Source organism: Flavobacterium tructae (assembly GCF_001853485.1).
Lineage (GTDB): Bacteria > Bacteroidota > Bacteroidia > Flavobacteriales > Flavobacteriaceae > Flavobacterium > Flavobacterium tructae.
Map to the genome: position 1 here is coordinate 197,098 of NZ_MIKE01000028.1, position 20,957 is coordinate 218,054.

The 20,957-nt window shown below is 38.5% G+C and carries 15 protein-coding genes; all 15 read right to left on the reverse strand.

Translation table 11 applies throughout. The features are described from left to right. Positions 1-5 precede the first annotated feature (5 nt). The 15 genes from BHE19_RS21315 to BHE19_RS21380 all read right to left on the reverse strand — a co-directional run bounded on the left by BHE19_RS21315 (position 6) and on the right by BHE19_RS21380 (position 20,928). Complete coding sequence (locus BHE19_RS21315) at positions 6-2,252, reverse strand: eCIS core domain-containing protein (protein ID WP_070908772.1); 2,247 nt, start codon at positions 2,250-2,252, stop codon at positions 6-8. Between the two features lie 25 nt (positions 2,253-2,277). After that, entirely contained in the window at positions 2,278-3,825 is a 1,548-nt protein-coding gene (locus BHE19_RS21320) for an eCIS core domain-containing protein (protein WP_070908773.1), read from the reverse strand. Positions 3,826-3,902: 77 nt separating this feature from the next. Continuing rightward, positions 3,903-4,778 carry a DUF6734 family protein gene (locus BHE19_RS21325; RefSeq protein WP_070908774.1) on the reverse strand — a complete coding sequence of 292 codons (876 nt, stop codon included), beginning with the start codon at positions 4,776-4,778 and terminating at the stop codon, positions 3,903-3,905. Then, positions 4,760-5,347: a hypothetical protein gene (locus BHE19_RS21330; protein ID WP_017497857.1), complete on the reverse strand. Its 588-nt coding sequence runs from the start codon at positions 5,345-5,347 to the stop codon at positions 4,760-4,762. The genes BHE19_RS21325 and BHE19_RS21330 overlap by 19 nt, the downstream gene beginning before the upstream one ends. Positions 5,348-5,360: 13 nt before the next feature. Beyond that, on the reverse strand, positions 5,361-7,178 hold the full coding sequence (locus BHE19_RS21335; RefSeq protein WP_070908775.1) for a contractile injection system tape measure protein: 1,818 nt from the start codon (positions 7,176-7,178) through the stop codon (positions 5,361-5,363). Beyond that, positions 7,179-10,637, reverse strand: coding sequence for a PKD domain-containing protein (locus BHE19_RS21340; RefSeq protein ID WP_070908776.1), 3,459 nt, complete (start codon positions 10,635-10,637; stop codon positions 7,179-7,181). Between the two features lie 12 nt (positions 10,638-10,649). Continuing rightward, positions 10,650-13,352 carry a hypothetical protein gene (locus tag BHE19_RS21345; protein WP_070908777.1) on the reverse strand — a complete coding sequence of 901 codons (2,703 nt, stop codon included), beginning with the start codon at positions 13,350-13,352 and terminating at the stop codon, positions 10,650-10,652. Further along, positions 13,340-16,678, reverse strand: coding sequence for a baseplate J/gp47 family protein (locus tag BHE19_RS21350; RefSeq protein ID WP_070908778.1), 3,339 nt, complete (start codon positions 16,676-16,678; stop codon positions 13,340-13,342). Before BHE19_RS21350 ends, BHE19_RS21345 begins: the two co-directional genes overlap by 13 nt. Positions 16,679-16,750: 72 nt before the next feature. Beyond that, positions 16,751-17,161 carry a GPW/gp25 family protein gene (locus BHE19_RS21355; protein WP_070908779.1) on the reverse strand — a complete coding sequence of 137 codons (411 nt, stop codon included), beginning with the start codon at positions 17,159-17,161 and terminating at the stop codon, positions 16,751-16,753. 2 nt (positions 17,162-17,163) lie between these two features. Further along, on the reverse strand, positions 17,164-17,454 hold the full coding sequence (locus BHE19_RS21360) for a PAAR domain-containing protein (protein ID WP_017497863.1): 291 nt from the start codon (positions 17,452-17,454) through the stop codon (positions 17,164-17,166). A gap of 4 nt (positions 17,455-17,458) precedes the next feature. Then, a complete protein-coding gene (gene vgrG / locus BHE19_RS21365) occupies positions 17,459-19,204 on the reverse strand; it encodes a type VI secretion system tip protein VgrG (protein WP_070908780.1) in 1,746 nt (581 codons plus the stop codon). Continuing rightward, positions 19,204-19,887 (reverse strand): CIS tube protein, encoded by a 684-nt coding sequence (locus BHE19_RS21370; protein WP_017497865.1) that lies wholly within the window; start codon positions 19,885-19,887, stop codon positions 19,204-19,206. Before BHE19_RS21370 ends, vgrG begins: the two co-directional genes overlap by 1 nt. 2 nt (positions 19,888-19,889) lie before the next feature. Continuing rightward, complete coding sequence (locus BHE19_RS22855) at positions 19,890-20,048, reverse strand: DUF5908 family protein (RefSeq protein ID WP_165607941.1); 159 nt, start codon at positions 20,046-20,048, stop codon at positions 19,890-19,892. 2 nt (positions 20,049-20,050) lie between these two features. Further along, positions 20,051-20,497 carry a phage tail protein gene (locus tag BHE19_RS21375; RefSeq protein ID WP_017497867.1) on the reverse strand — a complete coding sequence of 149 codons (447 nt, stop codon included), beginning with the start codon at positions 20,495-20,497 and terminating at the stop codon, positions 20,051-20,053. Positions 20,498-20,499: 2 nt separating this feature from the next. Beyond that, entirely contained in the window at positions 20,500-20,928 is a 429-nt protein-coding gene (locus tag BHE19_RS21380; protein WP_017497868.1) for a phage tail protein, read from the reverse strand. Positions 20,929-20,957 lie beyond the last annotated feature (29 nt).

The following is a 20,957-nucleotide window of genomic DNA, read 5'->3' on the forward strand; positions in this document are numbered from 1 at the left end:
ACAATTTACCAAGGTGGATTAGAAATTTGAATTACTCCTGAAAATACGGTAATGTCGACCCGTTGTATAAAATAATTATTATGAGGCTCTGACCATAAACTGATGACGTGGGTTCCATCGATTGCCATTGCCACGTGTCCCGGGTAAGGGTCGCCGGATGTAGTATAAAAAATTAACTGCCCGACAGTTGGCGTCGTACCCGGATAGGTAGGCAGACCACTGTTCCAACCTAATTGACTCCATATCAAAACATTTGGATCTCCGCCGGAACTAAATGCATTATTATAGAAGGTCTGAATCCAGGAAGCATTAATTCGGTTAGACAGATAAGCAGCATACATGATGCTTTCCCAACAGTTCATAGTGGCAGCAGCCGGAAGTGTTCCTGAACCGCCATTAGTCACAAAATAGGCAAAGAAATCATTATTAGGAGGGTTTCTCCAATACATTGAACCCAATAACAGATGAGAGAAAACGGCAACAGAAACCGGAGCTGTCAGTCTTGAATTGATTAAGCTTCTGATGCTGGTATCTGCCAATGCAGCCTGTCTGTCGCCGGGAGAGGCATTTAATATTTCATTTCTAATGACATCATAATCGGTACTGTGATTAAGAAGCCAGGTAAGTTTCGGAATGAAATCGGAACCTTCGAAGTTAATCCAGTCTAATTGTGTTACAATGTCAAAATTGAGATCGGTTACAGCTTCAACCATTGTGGTATTATCACAAACGGCGCTAAAAAAATCTTTCCAAAGAGGTGTTTTTAAAGCGTCTTTTTGTGCCTGATCTGTACTGGAATGTATGATCCATGGTTTTATAGTAGTATAATTGAGTTCGAATCTCGTTATGAACATTTCGGCGTTCAGCCAGGTCAGTTTGGTAACCAGGTCATATTGCAAATCGTTTAAGGCTTCAATCATAGTGACATTGTCGCAAACGTCTACAAAGAAATTCATACCCACATCGGTATGTGTTTTTAAGGCATCTCTTTCGGTTTGGTTAGTCGTGGTACTGGTGACCCAAGGTTTTATGTTTGAATAGTCGATGGACCAACTGGCTGAAAAGACCTCCGCTTTAAGCCATACTAATTTTGTTATTAAATCAAATTGTAAGTCATCGAGAGCTTCTATCATATTGGCATTAGTACAAACGCCAACAAAAAAGCTTTTCCAGACATCGGTTTTTAAAACATCTCTTTGCGGTTGATCGGCAGCGGTTACCATTCCTTTGATTTCACTGTAGTCCATAAAAAATGTTCCAAAGGTAGCGGCGGCATTTACCCATTCCAGTTTTGTATTCAGAGGAGCTCCTAAATTATTAACTGCTCTGATCATTTGGGCTACATCAAGTGCTGCAGCCATTCTGGTTTTGTAACTACTATTGCCTAATACAGTTGCTTTTTCGGTATCGTTAAGTTGAGAACACATTGTAATAACGTCATCTTCAGGAACATTGAAGCTGTCCAGCATTTCGTTTAGACTGTCTAAATTGCTTGGAGGATTCTGTTTTTGAATGTTGGGCTTATTGCCTTGCTGTATCGTGTGCGTAAGCTCGTGTGCTAACAGGTGCTTCCCTTCCTGAGAATCGGGGTTGTATTTTCCTTCGTTAAAATAAACATCGTTTCCGTTGGCAAAAGCCTGCGAGCCTAATTCCTTGTTCATTTGAACAGCATTTGAATCGTTGTGGATTCTCACCTTGCTGAAATTGGCTCCAAAGCCGGATTCCATTTGGTTTTGAGTGGTATCGGCCATGGGAGAACCACCGCCTTTACTGCTCTGAAGTTTGCTTTCCAGCGATGCCGTATTTGTTGGACTTGTTTCAGTTTCTGCACTTTTCTGAATTTCCTGTTCTTCTTCTTTGGGCTGAACTTCTTCTTCTGTTTTTTTCTGCTGAATCAGTGGTTTTGAAATCGGAGTTTTTTCGGCGGCTTTGGGAATTTCAGGGGTAACAGTTTCGGTTTTGCTTTGAAGTGTTTCTTCCTGTTCGGGTTTTAATTGCGTAACAGGTGTACATTGTTCTGCTAAGGATTTTTTTTGAACTAGAGGAGATGAACTAAAAAAAGTTTCCGGCTTCGTATTTTGTTTTTTGGAGACAATTTGATCGGCAGCTTTGTCGGCTTCAACTTCATATTTGTCATTCGATTTTCCGATACTGAGCTTGGTCTGTACGCCAAAAAAATCCTCACCCTGCCTTGAATTAAAGGCGGATGGTCCGGAAGGACTGGATTTTGATTTTTGGTTAAAAGCTCCCATGTGTCATTAACGGTACTTGATTTTATTAATGTCTGTGTTTTGATCCCACACCTTTAAAAGCATTCTCTCCACAGGAAGCAGGAGTTCCAATGATCATGCTGAACTTGCCTGCTGTTGGGGCGGTGAAATTAATCGGAACTGTACCGCCAATTTTGAACGAGGTTGGTTTCATTAAACTTTTCCCTGTGGAATCGATAATTTCGACGCTGTAACTCGAACAGGGGTTCTCATTTTTATTTCTTGTCGTTGTTAATGAGATAGAAAATGATTTACAATCACCATCTGTTTGTAATGTTTCAATATGAACCGGATCTGAGGAGAAGTGAAATATATTCGTTATATCGCAGGTCTTTTTGTCTTTTTTCTTTGGTGGTTTTTTCTTTTTGTCTTTGCCCGGGCCTGAGCCTTTTCCAACATAAATATCATCTAAACGGCCAATGGTTTGTACGCCAACAACTCCATCGTAGCTCAGTCCATTATCGGATTGAAATTGGAATACAGCTGCTCGTGTTTCACTGCCAAAATCACCATCAGCACCGAATTTAGGAAGCTGATAACCTAAATCCATTAAACCCGATTGTACTTTTTGTACAGGTTCTCCCTTACATCCGGTAGCGAGATAATCTAAATCATCGTGTGTTTGCTCTAACTTGTAATCTCCTTTAAACCGAGGAGATTCTAAATCTTCAGCTGCAGTTGCAGAAGGTTCGACGGATTTTTGTACAGCTCCGGTTTGCTGAATGGTATGGGTTAATTCATGTGCCAGCAAATGTTTTCCTTCCCGGGAATCGGGGTTGTATTTTCCTTTGTTAAAATAGACATCGTTACCATTGGTGAAAGCCTGAGCTCCCAATTCCTGACTCATTTGGACAGCATTAGTATCAGTGTGAATTTTTACATCACTGAAATCAGCTCCAAAACCGGATTCCATTTCTTTTTTAGTTTTTTTGTCTAAGTCGTTTCCACTGCCTTTTGAGTGGTCCAGTTTTCCTTCGAGTTCGTTATTCTCGATTTCGGCATCGGGATTTTGTTCTTTCTTTTGTACAGCCTTGTCTTCTTCTTTTTGCTCTTTAGACTGTACTTTTTCTTCGTTTTCACAATCGGCACATTTCTTTTGTACCGGTTTTTCTTCTTCCTTCTTGTCGGATTTCTTCTGTACCGGCTTTTCCTCTTCTTTTTTATCTGATTTTTTTTGTACCGGTTTTTCTTCTTCTTTTTTGTCGGATTTTTTCTGAACAGGTTTCTCTTCCTCTTTCTTATCGGATTTCTTTTGTACTGGTTTTTCTTCTTCTTTCTTATCGGATTTTTTCTGTACAGGTTCCTCTTGTTTGATTTCCTTACTCTGAACAGAAGAGATGGTCTCTGCAATTGGTTTTTGCTGTACGTTTTCTTTCGACTGCAGAAGACTTCCTCCGGACGAATTATTATTCACTACTTTATCGGCAACCCGGTCTGCCTCAACCTCAAACTGGTCACCGACTGTTCCGGTTTTCAGTTTTTTCTGGATTTTAGGTCCAAAAAAAGCAGAAGAGGAGGATTGAGCAATTGGCTTTTTATTTTCTAGCGTTCTCATCACTTCATTGTTTTGTTATTTGAAATAAAAAAATATTTCTTACCCTTTACGGGATCAATTTTCCGGAATAAAGGGTGCTACGATGCGAGCATCGTTGGAGAGCTGATTTCTTCTTTTGGTATGATCTGATGTTTTTCCAGTTCGATCTTTATTTGTGCGTACCAGTATGGAAATATTTTAAACAATCGATATTCAATTTCTTCTGTAATGTCTTTTTTGTACTTTTTAATACCAAAGAGGTGACTGTAGCTTATTTCACTGGCATATTTACTCTGTTCGGTTATATTTCTTCCTTTAAGAAGCAGGGTAGGCGTAATATTGTTATAGTCTAATACAGAAGCCAGATTGTATTGTTCTATAACAATACAAGGCTCAAAACCTTGTTGCTTTAATGGTTCAAATTCCTTACGGTTGGTGGTATAGATTTTTTCCAGATCATAATAGGCACTTATAAATTTATCGCGCAGTGTAAGGTCATTAAATCCCAGTATGCCACAGCTGTAGGAAAGTCCTAAATCAGGATGCCAGTAAGGTAAATTTTGTGTGTATTGGTTAAAAAAATCGATTTGCTTTTTATAGTGCGCTTCATAACCGCATTCTCTGCGTTCGAGAATAATGGAGTCGAAATTGAAATTGATTTTCTTTTTTATAAATACATCCGTATCGAGGTGAACAAACGGTTTGGTTTGCTTTTCGATGGCATGAATTTTTGATTTCATCCACAATTCTTTATTGTGTTCCTTATCCATTTTTGTGATTCTGCAGGGCAGCATATACAAAAAATTATAGGCAGTTTCGTCTGCATAAAGCTCAATGTCCTTGTACCAAAGATGACTGTACAAAATACTCAGAGCAGTCATGTAAACGGTTTCTTTAAGTTTATTGCCCATTTGCCAACGATTATTGATCAGAGGAAAAGCGTTCAGGCTGTATATTATTCTTGGTTCTTCCATAAAATATCGCTTAAGGTTTGCAGCTGTTGTTTTTCATCCAGATAGCAGACGTTGTTGTATAACGAAGCTTTTTTACTGTGTTTATAGAGTCTTTTCCATTCGTATTTTTCACCCGTTGCTTCTGAGGTCAATTTCGGAATCTGGTCATTATGAAATGTTTTCATTTCATCAAAGGTGGCATGCCATACCATTTCGCCTAATAAATAGGACTGTGTCAAGCCTATTTTAGAGAAATCTCTTTTGTAATAATCCGTATGGACATTTTTATCGTTGATCTGGTATTCTGAAACCAAAACTTCTCCCTGCAGATCATAAAAGCGGTTGAAAAAACGGGTGATCACTTCACTTTCTTTAATGAGTGATAAATCGTCTTCATTTTCATAAATAATATCAATATCATTTATGGGCATATCATAATAAGCACGGAGGTTAATGTAATCCGCAATTCCGCCTACAAAGGCAATCTTTGTAATATCGAGGTTTTTGAAAATATTTTTGAGAGCTTGTTTTTGCTCGTAGAAAATATTTTGTTCATCCTCTTTTAGAAATGTGTTTTTTTCGGTTTCCATGTTTTATATCGTATTACCAGTCCACAAAAATGATCTTATCTTTCCATGCGAGTTTTACAATTCCCAGATTCCAGTTAATTTTATCTAACAAAATGTCCTGTGTTTTTCTTTCGACAATGACTTTGGGGTTGTCTTCGCTAAGAATTATTTTGCCGGGTCTTTGTAAATACTCATTTTGTAATAGGGCTATAGAAGAATTTTTCATAATCGGCCAGTTGTCTAAAACGGCTTGCAGCATTTCTTTGCCTTGATCTTTTAACTCTTCCGATAGTATAATGTTTCGGTTTATAGGTCGGTTTATGGGGATGTTGCACAACACTTTTTCAAACAGCATTTGAGATTCATAATCCTGCTCCCGGTCTGTTGCAATATAGTGTAGCAGATGGGCGGCAGTTTCGGGATCGCTTATCGTATTGTCTTTACGGAGTAAACCGCAATTTCCGAAAAGATGTTTCAAAAAAGGATGCACCAGTATTAGTCCCGCATTGTTTACATAGTGTGAAGAAGGAACATCCGAAGTTGCTCCGTCAGCAGGGAATAATGCCGAATGCCAGTCTTCCAGATCTTTGGTTTTTTCATTTTTACCTTCGATTTCCTTGTTACGATTCAAAAGAGCATTGATCTCTGCCGTTTCTTTAGCATCGGTTTCCGGGGATTTTGAAGAAGGATTTCGATTTTCTTCGGTTTTCTTCTTTTTATCAGGATCACCAACTTTATGAATTTTTTCCTTTTCCTTATTTCCAGATTCTAAATCTCGAGCTTCCCTATTTTGAGCTTCCATTTTAGTATCAGGTTGAGGTTCGTTAGCAACTTCAGGAGATCTGTCAGTTTCTGAAAATTTTAATTTTAAGAATTCTTCTTTATCGCTTTCCGGAAGAACGTCTGAAGCGATTTGTTCAGAAAGAGCTTTTATATTGGCTATTTCGGGAGCAAGATTGCTTAGTACGGAGAGTACTGATTTATCGGATACATTTTGCCTGATTTGTTCCAATATGATTTTCAGGTTTTCCTGAGTTATAGAAACAAAAGAAGCAATTAGCTGCACTAATTTTTCTTTTGTCAGAGCCTCATCATGCTGTAATAATTCCGAAAATACTATTTCCCAAATTAAATTGCGCTGATTTAAGCCCTGTTTCGATTTCGAAACAAGTTTGCGCATATTGCGATGGATCTTCTCAATTATTTTGGTAGCTGTTTCTTTATCATCGGCGGCTAAAAGAAGTGTTTTTTTAAGGATATCATAAATCTGTGCGTCTGATAATTGTTTGATGAAACGGGTTCTGATTTGGGAGTTTTTCAATGCATTTCGCAATTTTGAACCAAAAGTTTTGTCTCCAATATTTTTTTGCAATTGAGGGTCCTCTTCCGGACCAAGGGGAGTATTACCCTTAACATTGCTCTTACCATTGCCGTTACCATAGTTATTGTCACTGGTAATCACCCACCAGGGACTGGTTCCCGTTTCCAGAAAAATGAAGAATTCATCACTATTTTTTTCTTCGCGGTTCATTAATTTGTAACGCTCTGTATCGGGAAAACCTTTTTGAATCTGATCGTCAATTTGTTTTTGAATCTGATTTAAAATTTCCAGCTTTAGGGCATTAAAATTAAGTTCAGGAGCGAGAGAAAGGTTTAGGTCTAATTTTTCGATCTGAATACTGTACAGCGGTATTTGGGTATGGAGCGTATCAAAATAGGCTTCTAAAAGAGGAAGGAGTTCTTCTTTTAGAAACGTATCCAGATGATCTTTGAGGTAATACGCCTTCTCTTTAGATTGGGTATTGACCTCCAGAAACAGCTTGTTGATGATATGGCTTCCAAGGTGCTGCACTTAGTTTAAACTTTTTAGTTGTGATTCGATGGCTTCCAGAATAAATTTGATGTCCTTAAACGGAATCTTCTGATCGGTTAAGAAAGCTTTTAAGGTTCCTTTAGGATCGGTCTTATACTGATTTTTTACAAAACCTTGTAACAAGCTGTCTATACGTGCCGTAATGGTTGTAAATGGTTTTTCGAATTTGTTTATGAGTTCTGCGGGCTGACATTTTATGATTGTATAGAAAAGCGAGATATGACTTTCGGTAAGGAAACTCAGTACCGTTTTTTCCTCTTCCATTCTTGCATTTCTTGCGGCCAGTAATAAATTGTGGTATACAAGCTCATTATACATCTCGGGTAATGCAGTATTAAAATCTCCATTGATATAAGCACTGGTTTCTTTTTCAACACTTGCAAATTGTTTCTGAATTTCAGTAATCAGCGAAAGAGTCTCTTTACTGAATTTTTGTAATTCAGGCTGTTGGTTGATTTTTTCAAAAGTCAGGTTCGTTTTTTTGACGAATTCTACTGCATTAGTCAGACAGGGGTTTTCAGTCGGTTTTTCACGAATTCGGATATCTCTCGGACCGTCTATTGATTCGCCGCATCTTTTATTCAATGCTGTAAGAGATACTTTGATCACGTCGTTTTTGTATAGCGAAGTTGGTCGTATGATGGCTTCTGTAGCATCGGTTTCGATTACCTCTTCTTCGATGTTCCAGATGTATTTTAGAGCATCTGTAGATTTGTTGCTAAAGGCAATCTGATTATTTCTGATTGCATAGCTAAACAAAGCTACAGGCGGATTCTGCATTATAATAGTAAGGTTCGAAGGCTTACCGTTTATTAGTATAACCACCTGATCTACATCTTTAGGAACATTATTGCCGATAAAAATGTATTGACCGGCATCATTCTGGGAAACTCCGGGGCCTGATAAGACCGTTTTTTTGCTATTTGGTTCAATAGTTAAAACATGTGGTTTAAGATCATTTCTGCAGATGTTTCTGGTGTCGATACCTACAACTACAGGCACTTCAAAAGTCACCGGATGCTGTGCCTGAGCATTACAGTTTCCGTTTTCACCTGTAACTTTTACCTGAAAACTATAGCTTTCTTTGGCGGGTACGTCATAGACATAAATATGTTGAATTTTTGCTTCAGTAGTGGCAACAGGCTCACTGCCATCGCCAAAATCCCAAACATATTTCATGTCTTTCTGATTCTCACCGCTAATACTAAAATCAACCACAACTCCATCTTTATTAAGCGATTTCGGGAAGACAAAAGTGAAATCAAATTTTGGTTTTCTGAAAATGGTTATTTGGCAGTTGGTTTCAAAATTATTCACTGTAAAAGTTATCGGTTTTCCAATGAGTTCTTCACTGACCAATTTTGGATCAAAAACAAATTCTCCATACTGATTTTTGGTCACTCCGCCATTCAAATCTTCGTCTACATCGGCTTTTACAAAACCTCCGGTCGGCGTTACGTGAAACGGAAAGTAAGGGGTTGTTTCATCAAAGCAGATATGGTTCATAGGTAAGGACAGCGTAATAAAATTATCATCGCAGCATAAATACGGCAAGGTAAAATCGGCTATTACCGGATTTAACACGATAGATTCTCCGGGTTCTTTTTTATCGCCTTCTTTTTCAAAATCACCTGCGAGAGAATTTCCACGTGGATATTCGTACGGATAACCATAGCCGTAATAATAAGGATATTGACTGTACTCTCCTTCAATATAAATCATGACAAATGTGCCGCCCGGTGCTACACCGGATTTGTGCTCGTATCCGTGATTTTTGTTCAGATAGTAGGAGGTATAATTTTCAACTATTTTTTTGGCTTCAGAGGCTTTTACTCCAAGTACAACAACATTGAATCCTAAACCGTACTGACGTCTGATGGCCTGAATCGTTTTTAGTGCTTTTTTGTAGTCTGTACCCTGATGTCCTTCGATTCTGTAGAAGTTGTGATCTGAGACCATTTCGTTAGGCCATTTTGTATTCAATAAGTTATCGTGATAACTTCTGTTATTGCGTTGTTGTCCGATAGTGGTTTTTTCGTAATCCCAAAGTTCAATAAGATGATCGCCCACATTATTGTAAAATGGAATTGCTTTTTTACCAAGCGAACCCAATTCAAAACTAGGAGTGATTTTGATATAAGTATAGTTTACATTGTAATTCGCTAATAATTGTACGCAGCGTTTTATCAGACTGTACAATTGTTGTAAATCTGTATTTTTTCCATAACAGATTGTAATTTCTTTACCTTCTAAATCAACAATAAATTCGTTAATGGTGTCTTTCTTGCCAGGTTCGTTAAGCGTGTCAAAAGGCAGACAATCGTTACAGGTACTAAGGTTCTGTCCCGTGAGCAGCGGTGATTTGTAAAAAGAATGTCGGTATTCAAAACAAGGACCGCTTTTTTGCACTTCTCCCAGCATTAAGTGTTTGGGGAATGATTTGATGTCGGGAAAGCAAAAATCATAGTCCATATTGGACAATAAAAGTCTGATCTCATTGTAACTATCAATTAAATCGTTGAGCAGATCGTATCGATACTGAAAATCAGGCGGGACATTTTTTTCATCAAAACTGTACAGAGAAGCCAGATTCTTTTTTATAGAATCCAGTATAGTTGGCATTTTTAATGGGGTCAATAGTATTTCAAAACCGTCTTGCAGTCTGGCCACTACATTGTTTCGGAACAGACCATTGGTGAATTTTCTTTTGATTTCATAATAACTGCTAAAATCTTCGGGTTGTAATACAATGCGGTTAGAGACTAGTTCCGGAAGTTTGTAATACAGGTTAGAGAATTTGATTTTGCTAATGATCTTATCATGAGTGTTTATCTGCGCCGCAACGGTTTTGCTTACCAATAAGGCTTTGTGATTGCCGATGATTTCCAGTCCCTGATTGTCGCAGGAGAGACTGACACAGAGATCGGAATCTTTTTCATAAGATTCGATATACAAAAGAACGACAGCATCGGTTACCTCTAATCCGGTATTTTTTTTAAGATAATGTATCGGATAAGTATTGGCACTTTCGGTAAGCTGCTGTTCGGCAGTTAAAAGTTCGAAGATCTCAAGCTGTTTTGAACCGTCGTAAAAATAAGGTTTGTAAGCCGCTTTTTTATTGTCGTATACTTTATAATGCGTGTATTGTTTACTTTCAAAATCAATAATTTTTCCGCCGTTTGGAGTAGACTTGTACAACTGTATAAGATCGCCGTCGGTTGTGATACCGCTGCCTTGTGTTATGGTAATGTCTTTTGAAACGGGGCTGTATGAAACTTTAAATCCGCAAATGATGCCGACACCACTAAGACCAATTCTGGAAATACGATCCTGATCATCAAAATAATCTACAATCTCGTTAAGATGTCCTTCTGTTAGTACCTGATTTTTAGTGAATCTTCGGTACAGCGTTGTTATGGTTGAAAGTTTTACTAACATTTTGAATGGTATTTATAGTGATCCTAAATTTGTTTTTCCCAGTATTATTTTCTCGAATTGATTTTCGTTTTCGTCGTTGCAGTCAAATAATCTTCCTGTAGGATATAAATTGCTGAGGTTCGATAGAGATGTGATAAGCTTTATCAGGTCTGTTTCCGGCTGATTCTGATTCAATAAGGTTTTGGCAAATAAATAATCCTTGTAAGAGTTCTCAAACCGCAAAAGTTCGTTTTCTGCCGGATTTTGAATTTCATTTTTCCGATGCCCGATCCAGCAGATTTTTGCCAGCACATGCGCCGGTAATTCCTCCTTAATTACTTTTTCGATATAATTTCTGAAATCGATGTTGGCAAAACGCAAAGTATATCCGGGCAGAATAATACTTACGCGATAGGAGTAAGGGTCCAGAGGCTCACAGCTCTTGCACTCATCAGTACAGATCGGTAAAAATGTTGTCGAATCCACAATAGTCTGGTTCACATCCGGGCGAAGCATCATGTGTTCGACAATAAATAAACCTTCCTCTGTAAACACTTCTTTCATAAAATGAATCAAATCAAGAATAGACTGCTTCACTTTAGCCAAAGAACTGTAGTAAGTGTACCTTTTGGCAATGATACGGTCCTTATTGTTCACATCCGTAATTAACGGATTAATGATGTCATACGAATACTTTCCGGAAGGAGACCGGTGTATCTGGATGTTATCGATGACCTGTGGATCTGTGATGCCTTTTTTAAAGGCTTCTTCGACATTGTATTCTCGGGTTTGAATGATTTGTAAAATAGCAAAGTACATTTCCCGATTGGCAATAGAGGTGTCGTAATACTCTGTTGTGGCAGAGAGCACGATTTTGTTTTTATCATCCCTGATTCTCCATCGGTATACCAGCTGATTGTCGGAATCAATAAAATGGTAGAGATCAACAAATGAATCCGAAAGATGTCTTCTGTTGTAGTTTTTAATCCCCAAAAGCCTTGCAATTCTCTTTTTTACCCCAGAGACATTATCAGTATCCCACAGATTGCTGTTGGGCTGTCGGTAATAGTTAAAAGAACTGCCGCGGTTTTTGCTGACGATTTTATAATCTTTCAAAAAGTCTTCTTTGTTTTTCAGCACCACTTCATCCGTAGCACTGCCGTAGATACTTTTGTTAATGAAAACATACTCAGAGAAACGTTCTGCAAAGCGCCCTAAAAGATGATCCAGAATAGAATTTCGTCTTTCAATATTGTTGTCCAGTTCCTTAAAAAGAATTTCGGTCAGATAATCATCATTGTTTTCAGGATAGTCCTCTACCAGTTCGCTAAAGCCTTTAATGTCTTTTACCGCCTGGGTAAAAAATGTTTTAGTGAGATTGCCGCTTACCGAAAGTATCTCGTTGACTTTTCCCAAATGTTTAAAATAACTGGCCAGAATTTGGTCGAAGAATAAAAGATAGGCTTTAAGCTGTTTGGCCTGCGATTGTCGGGCGACTGTGGCTCCTGACGGTAAACCAACTTCTCCGATTCCGTACGTATCCGGAAAATCGTTTTGTATGGTGGTATAACTGTTTGGGTTTAAATAAGTGCCTTTTGGTATTTTCAGTTCTTTGTGTTTGCTGGAATAATCGGTAGCTTTATCTTTTACGTCATTAATTTCCTTTAAATAAAGATCCACCTGAGTTTTATTGATGTTCAGAGGTAGTACGCCTTTATTGTAGTTGAAAACACTTTTATTACAGATTACCGGTTTTTGGTATTCTTTAAGGCAAAGCAGCCACTGATTGGCCACCGCTTCATCATCGCCGCAATTTCCAAGAGAAATATCTTTGATGGTCAGCACTCCGGGCACATTCATGATCAGTTTGATAATATCCGATAATCGCACCTCACTGGTCAGTTCGGCTTCGATTAATTCTTTAGTATCAATAAAACCATGTTCCAAAACTGGCCCGTCAAAAATTTCTAAGGAGGTGTATCCCTTATCGAGCATTTGCTTAACCGAATAAAAATTAACGGTGGTCGATAAATAACCATCCAATGCGGTTAACACCAGGGCATGAACCATTTCTTCGTCGGCCTGAGTATCAATCTCAATACTGGCGCATATTTTTATAGGATATTCATCGACTTTTATAATGTTAATCAGGTCTTCGCACAGATTTCTGTTGGCATGGAATTTTTTTCTGATGAGGTCTTTGACGTTATTAATGTCAGAAAGTTTATTGCTCTCAAAATCGACATAAAGATCGTATAAACCTTTGAGCTGAAATTGCTTTTTAAGGCGGCTTGGGAGTTCGTTAAAATCCTGATAATTATAAGATAATTGCTCGTCTTTACAATTCACGTAAACGGTTTTGTAGTGTTTGGCCGGCCAGCAGTTTTTAACGCCGTCAATATCGATAAACAGTTTTCTGTAATCCAGTGCAGTTACGGGACTTGTAGTCAATACTTCCGAAGCCTTAAAAAACTGGTTGGGAATATCTTTTTCTTTTACGTCAGAAGCAAGGAGGTTTTCGATTGGCAAATCGGTTCTCATACCGAGATCGGTTATAGCATAACAAAGCATTTCCAGCATCGTGATACCGGGATCATGCGAATTAAAATCAGTCCATAATTTGCCACCCAGCTGTTCGATATACTCAATGCCTTTTTTTCTGAGATAGAAAAAATCCAGGTCATCTTCGGTCGCAACCTTTTTAGGAATTGTATTATGTGGATTTAGTATTGACATGACTCTTCGGATTGGAAATTAGGTTCTTTACAACTGTTGATTTTTGTAGAAATGATATGATTTTTTACCGACACCAGTATGCGTTTTGGATTAGACGGTGACAGTACCGGCAAGAAATCCAGTGTTGCCTGATAAGTAATATCGTTCGGATTTTCTGATTCGGTATTGTCTTTGAGTTTCGCCATTTCTAACTCTGCTAAATAATCGACATAGTATAATTTTTCGATATAGTCAATGATGGTGCTTCTGTGTAATTCAATCCCAAAAAGGATGTCCTGAGTGGTATCAAATGCCCACGGCGACAAGAATTTGGTGATATCTTCATTGAGCTGTTTTTTATAAAAGTTTTCATCGTATTGGGCATAAAACCGCACATTGAGTTTGATGATCACTTTCTCGTATTCCGGATTAATTACAGCGACTTCGACATGCATACTGTTGAGATTGCTGATGTAATTTCGAATTTTATTTAAGGTAGCCGTATTTACTCTCGGCTCATAAAGATCAAATACATTTTTGTTTATAATATCCGGGACCACTATAAGAGTAATATCTCCGGGTGAAAGAAAGGATTCCTTTTCATTATTGGTATGGTTCAGGCATTTTACTCTGAAAACTTCCGGAAACTCCTGAAGGATAAGATGCTCATAATCCCATAGCGTTATTGCTCTGTTTTTGTGACGAAGACGTTCACTTACCCGTTTGTAATAGGTCTCGTCTGATTCCTGTGCTTTTCCGTTAAAAGAATTAAAAGGCTGTGCCACACTTTTCACCTGTGTGATGCGGGTAATGAGCTTAGAAATCGTTTCAGCAGGCAATCCTTTTTCTAAATGAGACAATTCGTTATTGTGGTTGTAAAATTCGGCTGTAACCACTTGTGTTTTAATATCGATTACTTTGCAGACGGCATCATAAGCTTTATGCATTTTTCCTCTTACCCAGATGAGGTTGTCCGGAAATAAAGTATTTGTTTTGGTAGCTTGTTTTGGAATCGCAAATTTCAGAATCCCCGACTTTAAAAAATTATCGGTAGAATTGGCTAAAATTTCATTCTCGATATTTTTCCATTGATTGTCACAAAGAATAAACCATTCTATTTTTTGTCTCCCAACGAAAGAGTCCACCTGTGGATTTTCGCTTCCTTCAAGTATCTGAACCAATAAAGCAACCTGCTGTAAAGTTTCGGCTTCCTCAAGACCGATGTAAAATTCGCCTCCTTTGCAATAATCAGGAACGAGACGGCTTGTAAGAGCGCTATTAGCATCCAAAACTCCTTTTTGTCTGGCAACATTTTTCAAATAAGAATGTTCTTCACTCTGTCCAAATGGAGCTTCATGAAACAATCGGATTCGTTCTGCCTGGTATTCGACTTCGTTCTGATGGGTAAAATTGACCGTTTCCTCCGCCGTGTAATTTAAACTAATAGTTTCGACAAATGGCGTATAAGCTTCATTCGGAATCAGGGTATCCGCAATTTTACTCATAATGGCGAGCGTATATATTTTTGGGTACAAAGAGTGCAGCAAAGATTGGTTTAGCGTCAATCGGATCGGGCCGCTCTTGTCAATGTCGTAACCGTCTCCTACTAAAGGAAATTCGGTTACATAAACCCCGTCTTTTAGCGTAAACAAAGTAGTGTCTGTAATTTTGGTTTCCCAGTTTTCTTTATTTAAGAGGGACACATTTCCTTTAAAATAAGCATCGGAGTCTACAATAAGATCGGTGTCGACTGTGTTAAGAATTAATTTGCTTTTTTCCGGAATATTTATGGCAACAGCATCTGTTTTGGGCTGAGGGTCTTCGGGCTGATTTACGGCTTTGTCTTTTATAATTTCTTTCAGAAACATTCCATTAAAGAAAAGAGTCTGGCTTATCGTCGTATCCTGATATTTCTTTTTGTAGGCCTGATAATGCGTTTTAAAAGATTTGGGGGTGTTTTTCCATTTTATAGAGACGTTGATATTCTTCCATTTTTTTGAAAACATTTCCGGATAATCAATAAGAAATGACGAACCGCTGGTAGGCTGCGTGGTAAAAGGATAGAAAGGTTTTTCGGCATTTAGTAAACCCGTGTCGCTTTCCAGTACTAGTGATTTTACATCTTTTACGTCTACCTTAACACCGATGCTGCTGATGGTTTTGGTCACCAGATTTCTAAATAAATAATGTCCTTTTTTGTCTTCTGTACGAATTAAGAATCGGATAACAGGTTCTGTTGTAGAGAAATGTTCTCCTAATTTCTTTTGATTATAGTTTACAATAGAGGGGGTATCTTTTGAAATTTGAAACACCAATCGCAATTGCTTTTCCACAATACCGGAAGTGGCAGCTGTTCCTATAAGTTTAAAAGGACCAAGCCATTCTTTTTCACCACTGCAGAAAATGCTGATATTATCAACAAGATCATTGACGGTAATGGGTTCCTTAAATGGTTCGGTATCAAAAGTAAAAGCTTCATTGAAAGTAATAGTAATATCAATATTTCTTTCGCCTTCTTTTAATTGCAATAAGGGTGAAGCTATGGTAAAGCCAAGTCTGGCAGCTTCCAGTTCAGTATATTTTTCTTCATTAGAAGTATATCCAAATGGCAGCCAGTACTTTGATCCTTCCTTAAGACTTTCTCCCTTTCCATCAAGAGAGTTGGCCACCTGACTGCATTTTATCTCCCCTAGGGTAGTATCATTATAAACACTCTTAAGCGCTGTAATTTGAGCTTTGTTGGCAACTAATTCTTCGGTTGTTTTATAGATAAGTTTGTTGCCTAAAGCATCTTTTCCGGCATCCAATTGTGTTTGCGCTTCGATTCGTTCTTCGGTACTTTTTTTAGCCAGCTCGAAAATAACATGCACCTGATCCGGTTTTGCAGCCAGTTTTTCGATTTGTAAAATATCCTTATAAAAGAAATCGAGATGTTTTTTGGTAATTTTATTAAAGCGCTCTTTAGACAGTTCCAATAATTTCAGGAAACAGATAAAAAGGGTCATGTGAGGCGTTAACGTGCCTTCGAATTCAATATCCTGAAGTGTTTCCGAAATACTTTGTTTCAGAAGCGTATAATCTTTGTCTTTTCTGTTTGGAATGTCTTTTTTCGAATAGCCAAAATGATCAAAAATTTCCTGCCAGTTTCCGGAAGCTTTTTTGCTGTTGGTGGTGTCAAAAAAGTTAACCTGTTTGGCAAAATTATAGGTAAAAAGAAACCAGTCTTCCTTATCAAAGTCATGGAGTTCCAAATTGTGGGGATCGAGAATACTATTCACGCGGTCGCCCTGATCGGTGCCATTTCTTTTAAATAAGGTATCGTTGGTATGGTCGCTGTTGTTACACATAATGCTTTTTATATCAATTTTACTTATCTTTTAGTCCAATGCAATTGGACTATATTGAATATACAATCGGTATTAAATATTAGTTCCTTCTTGTTTGTAGAAAGGATATACCATATTAGTTCTGGAATTGGTCGCTCTTATTCTGTAATCTAAAGCCACTAACAATTCCCCATTTAAATCATCTCCCTGACTGATGTCGATTTTCTCCACATCAATTCGCGGTTCATGGTATAAAATGGCGGTTCTGATGAGTTCAGACACATACGTTTTTAAGGTTGTGGTTAACGGTTCAAAAAGAAGTTCGTCTACATTACAGCCGTATTTAGGGACCATAATACGTTCTCCTATTTTGGTTGACAATAGAATCTCCAGACTGCTTTTAATGTCTTCTTCATCAGAAATCATTACAGTAGCTCTGGTTGTTTTCTTAAATTCGGGAGGAAAACTCCATCCGGTTCCTAAAAAAGCTTGATCTGTTTCCATAATTAACCAATTAAAACGGTTGCTAATCCGGCTACTATTGTGCCTCCATGTGCGGTGGAATCCCCCATACGTGCTGCGGGTTTTCCTCCAATTAAAACGGTTGCCGAACCTGCGGCGATGGTATCAGGAGGTCCCGTGCAGGTAGCCATATCTCCAACACATGCGGCTGGAACTCCGCCAATTAATACGGTTGGCGAACCGGCAGGTAAAATTGGCCCTCCCACATGCGGAACGGTTCCGGTAACCATTGGGCAAACATGCATATCTGTAATTCTGGCGGCTGGTGCTCCCATAATTTTAATTTATTTGTACGATACTTCCTTTTACAATAGCCACTGCGCTTGAGGACATTTCAGCTCCCGCACTTCCTTCAGCTTTAAACTGCGCTTTGGCTTTTAAGGAAACGTTGGTTCCTTCAATTTTAACGTCACCTGATGCGACTATCTCAATGTTTCCGGCGCTTTCCATTTTTATACCATTACTGTCTATGGTAATGACATTCGAATTTTCATCTTCAATAACAATTACCCCCTGGTCTTCGTCGAGTGTTATTTTTTTGCCCGCCGGAGTTTCAATTCCTATCGATTTTTTCTCGTCATCAAACATGACCTTCATTTCACTTCGGGTTACGATCCCTTTTTGGTGATTATCGTCTGAAGCTGTAATCGGAGAAGGCTTTCCACTGCTGTGAAGCATGCCCAAAACGATGGCGTTGTTTGGATCTTCGTTGACAAAACCAATAATCACTTCATCTTCTATTTCAGGTCTGAAAAAAATACCTCTGTTTTCTCCTGCATCGGGTGAAGCTACGCGGCACCAAATACCCTGTTCTTCATTGTTGATGATCGGAATTTTGACCAGAATTCGGTCTTCACCATTGGGGTCGCCTTCCAGTTGTGTTACGATTCCGGCATGAAGTCCTTTTATGGCCGGCATGATTCCGGAACCTGTTGGTGTGTGAATGTCATAGGTTTCAGAGAACCACTCAGGATTTAATCCAAATTGAGCATCGATGGTCCAGTTTCCTTCTGTTAGTTCGTGAAAAACTCCCGTGATGTAAGCACTTCCGTTGAATCGGTCGCCAACGCCTTCCAGTGTAATGATGGTGTTGGGCTTTACGGCAGGAATTCCTTGAAATTTCACTCTTCCGCGAACTTTGGATAATTGCTGAAACAGTAATTTGGCGTCGGCCCAATCCTGCAATTCTGTTTCGGTAATGGCACCACCGTGACGCAGTTCCAAATTTTCTAGTTCGATAGTTTCGGACAAATCAGAAGCAGATAAATTTCCATTGAGACTTACTCCGGGATCACTGGCTTCAATTTCCACTAATTCCTGATTGGTATAATCCCAGCTGTACGAAGACACTTTGGCAAATTGATTTCGGGCATCAATTTCGGCATCAAAATCAAGTAAAGTTGCTCCGAAAGTAATGGTTTCGACAGCTGCTGAACTCAGATCAGGTTTGCTGATGGTGATTTTTCCGTTCTCTACAAAACAAAGTTTTCCGTTAGCCTGTGCTCTTGAAACGATAAAATCCCAGTCGGAAGTATTGTACTGAACCAGTTCTTTATGACTAAAATTAGTAGTTTCAACGTCTTTTTCCAGTCCGTATGTGCCTATAATTTCTTCAAAAGCATCACTGTCTTTTACATCATAAAAATACTTGCTCTTTCTGCCGATCGTTAGTTTTACCGCTTCATCTTTACATTCAATAATCAGCAAAGAAGCACCGCTTTTTATTTTAATTGAATGCTTGATGATGATTCCTTTGTAAATGGCCTCCTCATCATTGTGATAACCGGCATTGATTTCAAGTTTTTTCCCCGGAATCAATAAATCCTCATTACTCAGTTTAAAATCTCTTTCAGAAGCTTCTCCGTCTGTGAGAACAATTTGAGCCATAGGAATCCGGTTCACCTCATTTTGCACTACAATACTTTTTACCTGATAGGTTTTAGACAATTCTTCCCCTTCAATTAAAATTTTGTACGTTACTAAATCGGCACTTTGACTGGTTTGTATGACTCCGCTGTTGTTCATCAGGATTGTTTTTGTAAGGGTGGGAAAAATAGTTTTTGCCCTGTTTTTAATTTTCTGAAATTGATAATGTTATTGACTTTTGCAACTTCAAGATAATACTTAGAATCACCGTAAATATGATAGGTCATCAAGGGTAAAGTATCGCCTTCTTTTACAATTCTGTAATGCGTTAAATCCGGCGATTTATTATTTTCTCTGGCTGCTCTGAGGTTGTCTTCCACAAAACCCTGAAATTTCGCTTTTGCGATAGCTCTGATCGGAGTTCCGTCCGGATTAAAGAGTTTGAATTCTATTTCCATTTCGGTTAGAGCCCCTTTAAAAAGCAAGGTTCCCCATGAAATCATGAGATAGTTGGGTTTGTGTTCGTCACCGTTGTAATCCAGAATGACCTTTTTAAACTTCTCAATGTCGTCTATAATGCCATTACTCGAACTTTTGTAGCCGCTAATCACTCCCGATCGGTCGAAAACAAAATCAAGTTCCAGATTCTCCGGTAGTTTTTTGTTGAACTTGGGAGATACCGTACTCGTTCCTGAGGCCTGAGTGTCATCAGTCTCAATTTTATAGTGATAGGTATATTTCTCCGGATTCATAAGCGTAGAAAACTTACCGTCGGCAATTTTGTTATTAAACTGCGGGTCACTATAAGCTACGATTTTTAGTTTTTCTAATTCTCCAGCCATGATTAACGTTCTTTTTTACGTTCGATAATTTTCATTACCTGATCTACGCATTCGGCAACGGGCTCTTCTCCTTTACTTTTCGGAGAATTTGGAGAAGCAGCCGGTTTCGATCCTTCGCTCACATTTATTTTAATGTGAAGCTCTTTTATTTCTATTGGCATAACTAACTTTTCATTAGGGTGAAATAATTATAAGTAAGCTCAATGTTTTCGACAACGAGCTTGCTTTCTTCGGCATTAAAGTCTTCAACCGACCATTTTACAGGGTAGGCGTGAACCACATTCCAGGAAACCAAAGGCTGATGCTCCTGGTTGAGTAGTTTGACAGTCAGGTTTACGGGTTCAAAAGAAAAATTTTCAATAGCTTTTCTGCACCAGTCAATAACATCAGAATCAATCAATATTCCTCTCTTTAAAGTCAGGTTTGGATATTTTGTCTTTACCGGGAGTTTGTGTTTGAATCTGTTTTCTCCACCCTCGGCAATTTCTTCTGTCTCGATATCAACAGACAAGCCGGAAACCGATTGGAACTGATGGTCTTTTTCTTTCGTACCAAGACCTTGAAATTCTACTAAAAAGTGAAAACCGACAGGTGGATAATAATTAGCCATGATTAGTCATTTTGGATCGATAAACCTTCGTGAACCAATTCCATAGATTCGATAGCGACTTCGTTTCCGTCGGCTTTTAAATCAGTAGATTGAATTTTGGTAGGCCATGCATTTTTTACTTTCCAGATGGCCACAGGATTGTGTTCTTCGTCCAGTAACTTGATGGTAATATCTCTTCTTTCTATGGTGTTTAGTTTTACCGTATTCCACCAGGCATAATACTCATTATCACTTTTAAAGGTTCCTCTTTTCAGTGTGATGTTGGAGAATTTCTGCATGCCCGGCATTTTGATCTTACTGTATTCAGGACTTGCTCCGTGACGGTATTCAATAACCTCAGTTTCGACATCTAATCCCGAAACTTCTGTAAATCCTATTTTTGTTCCACCCCAGTCAACTGAGAAATGAAACTTTGATAGCGGATAGCTCATGATCTGTATTTTTTAATGTTAGTGTTTAG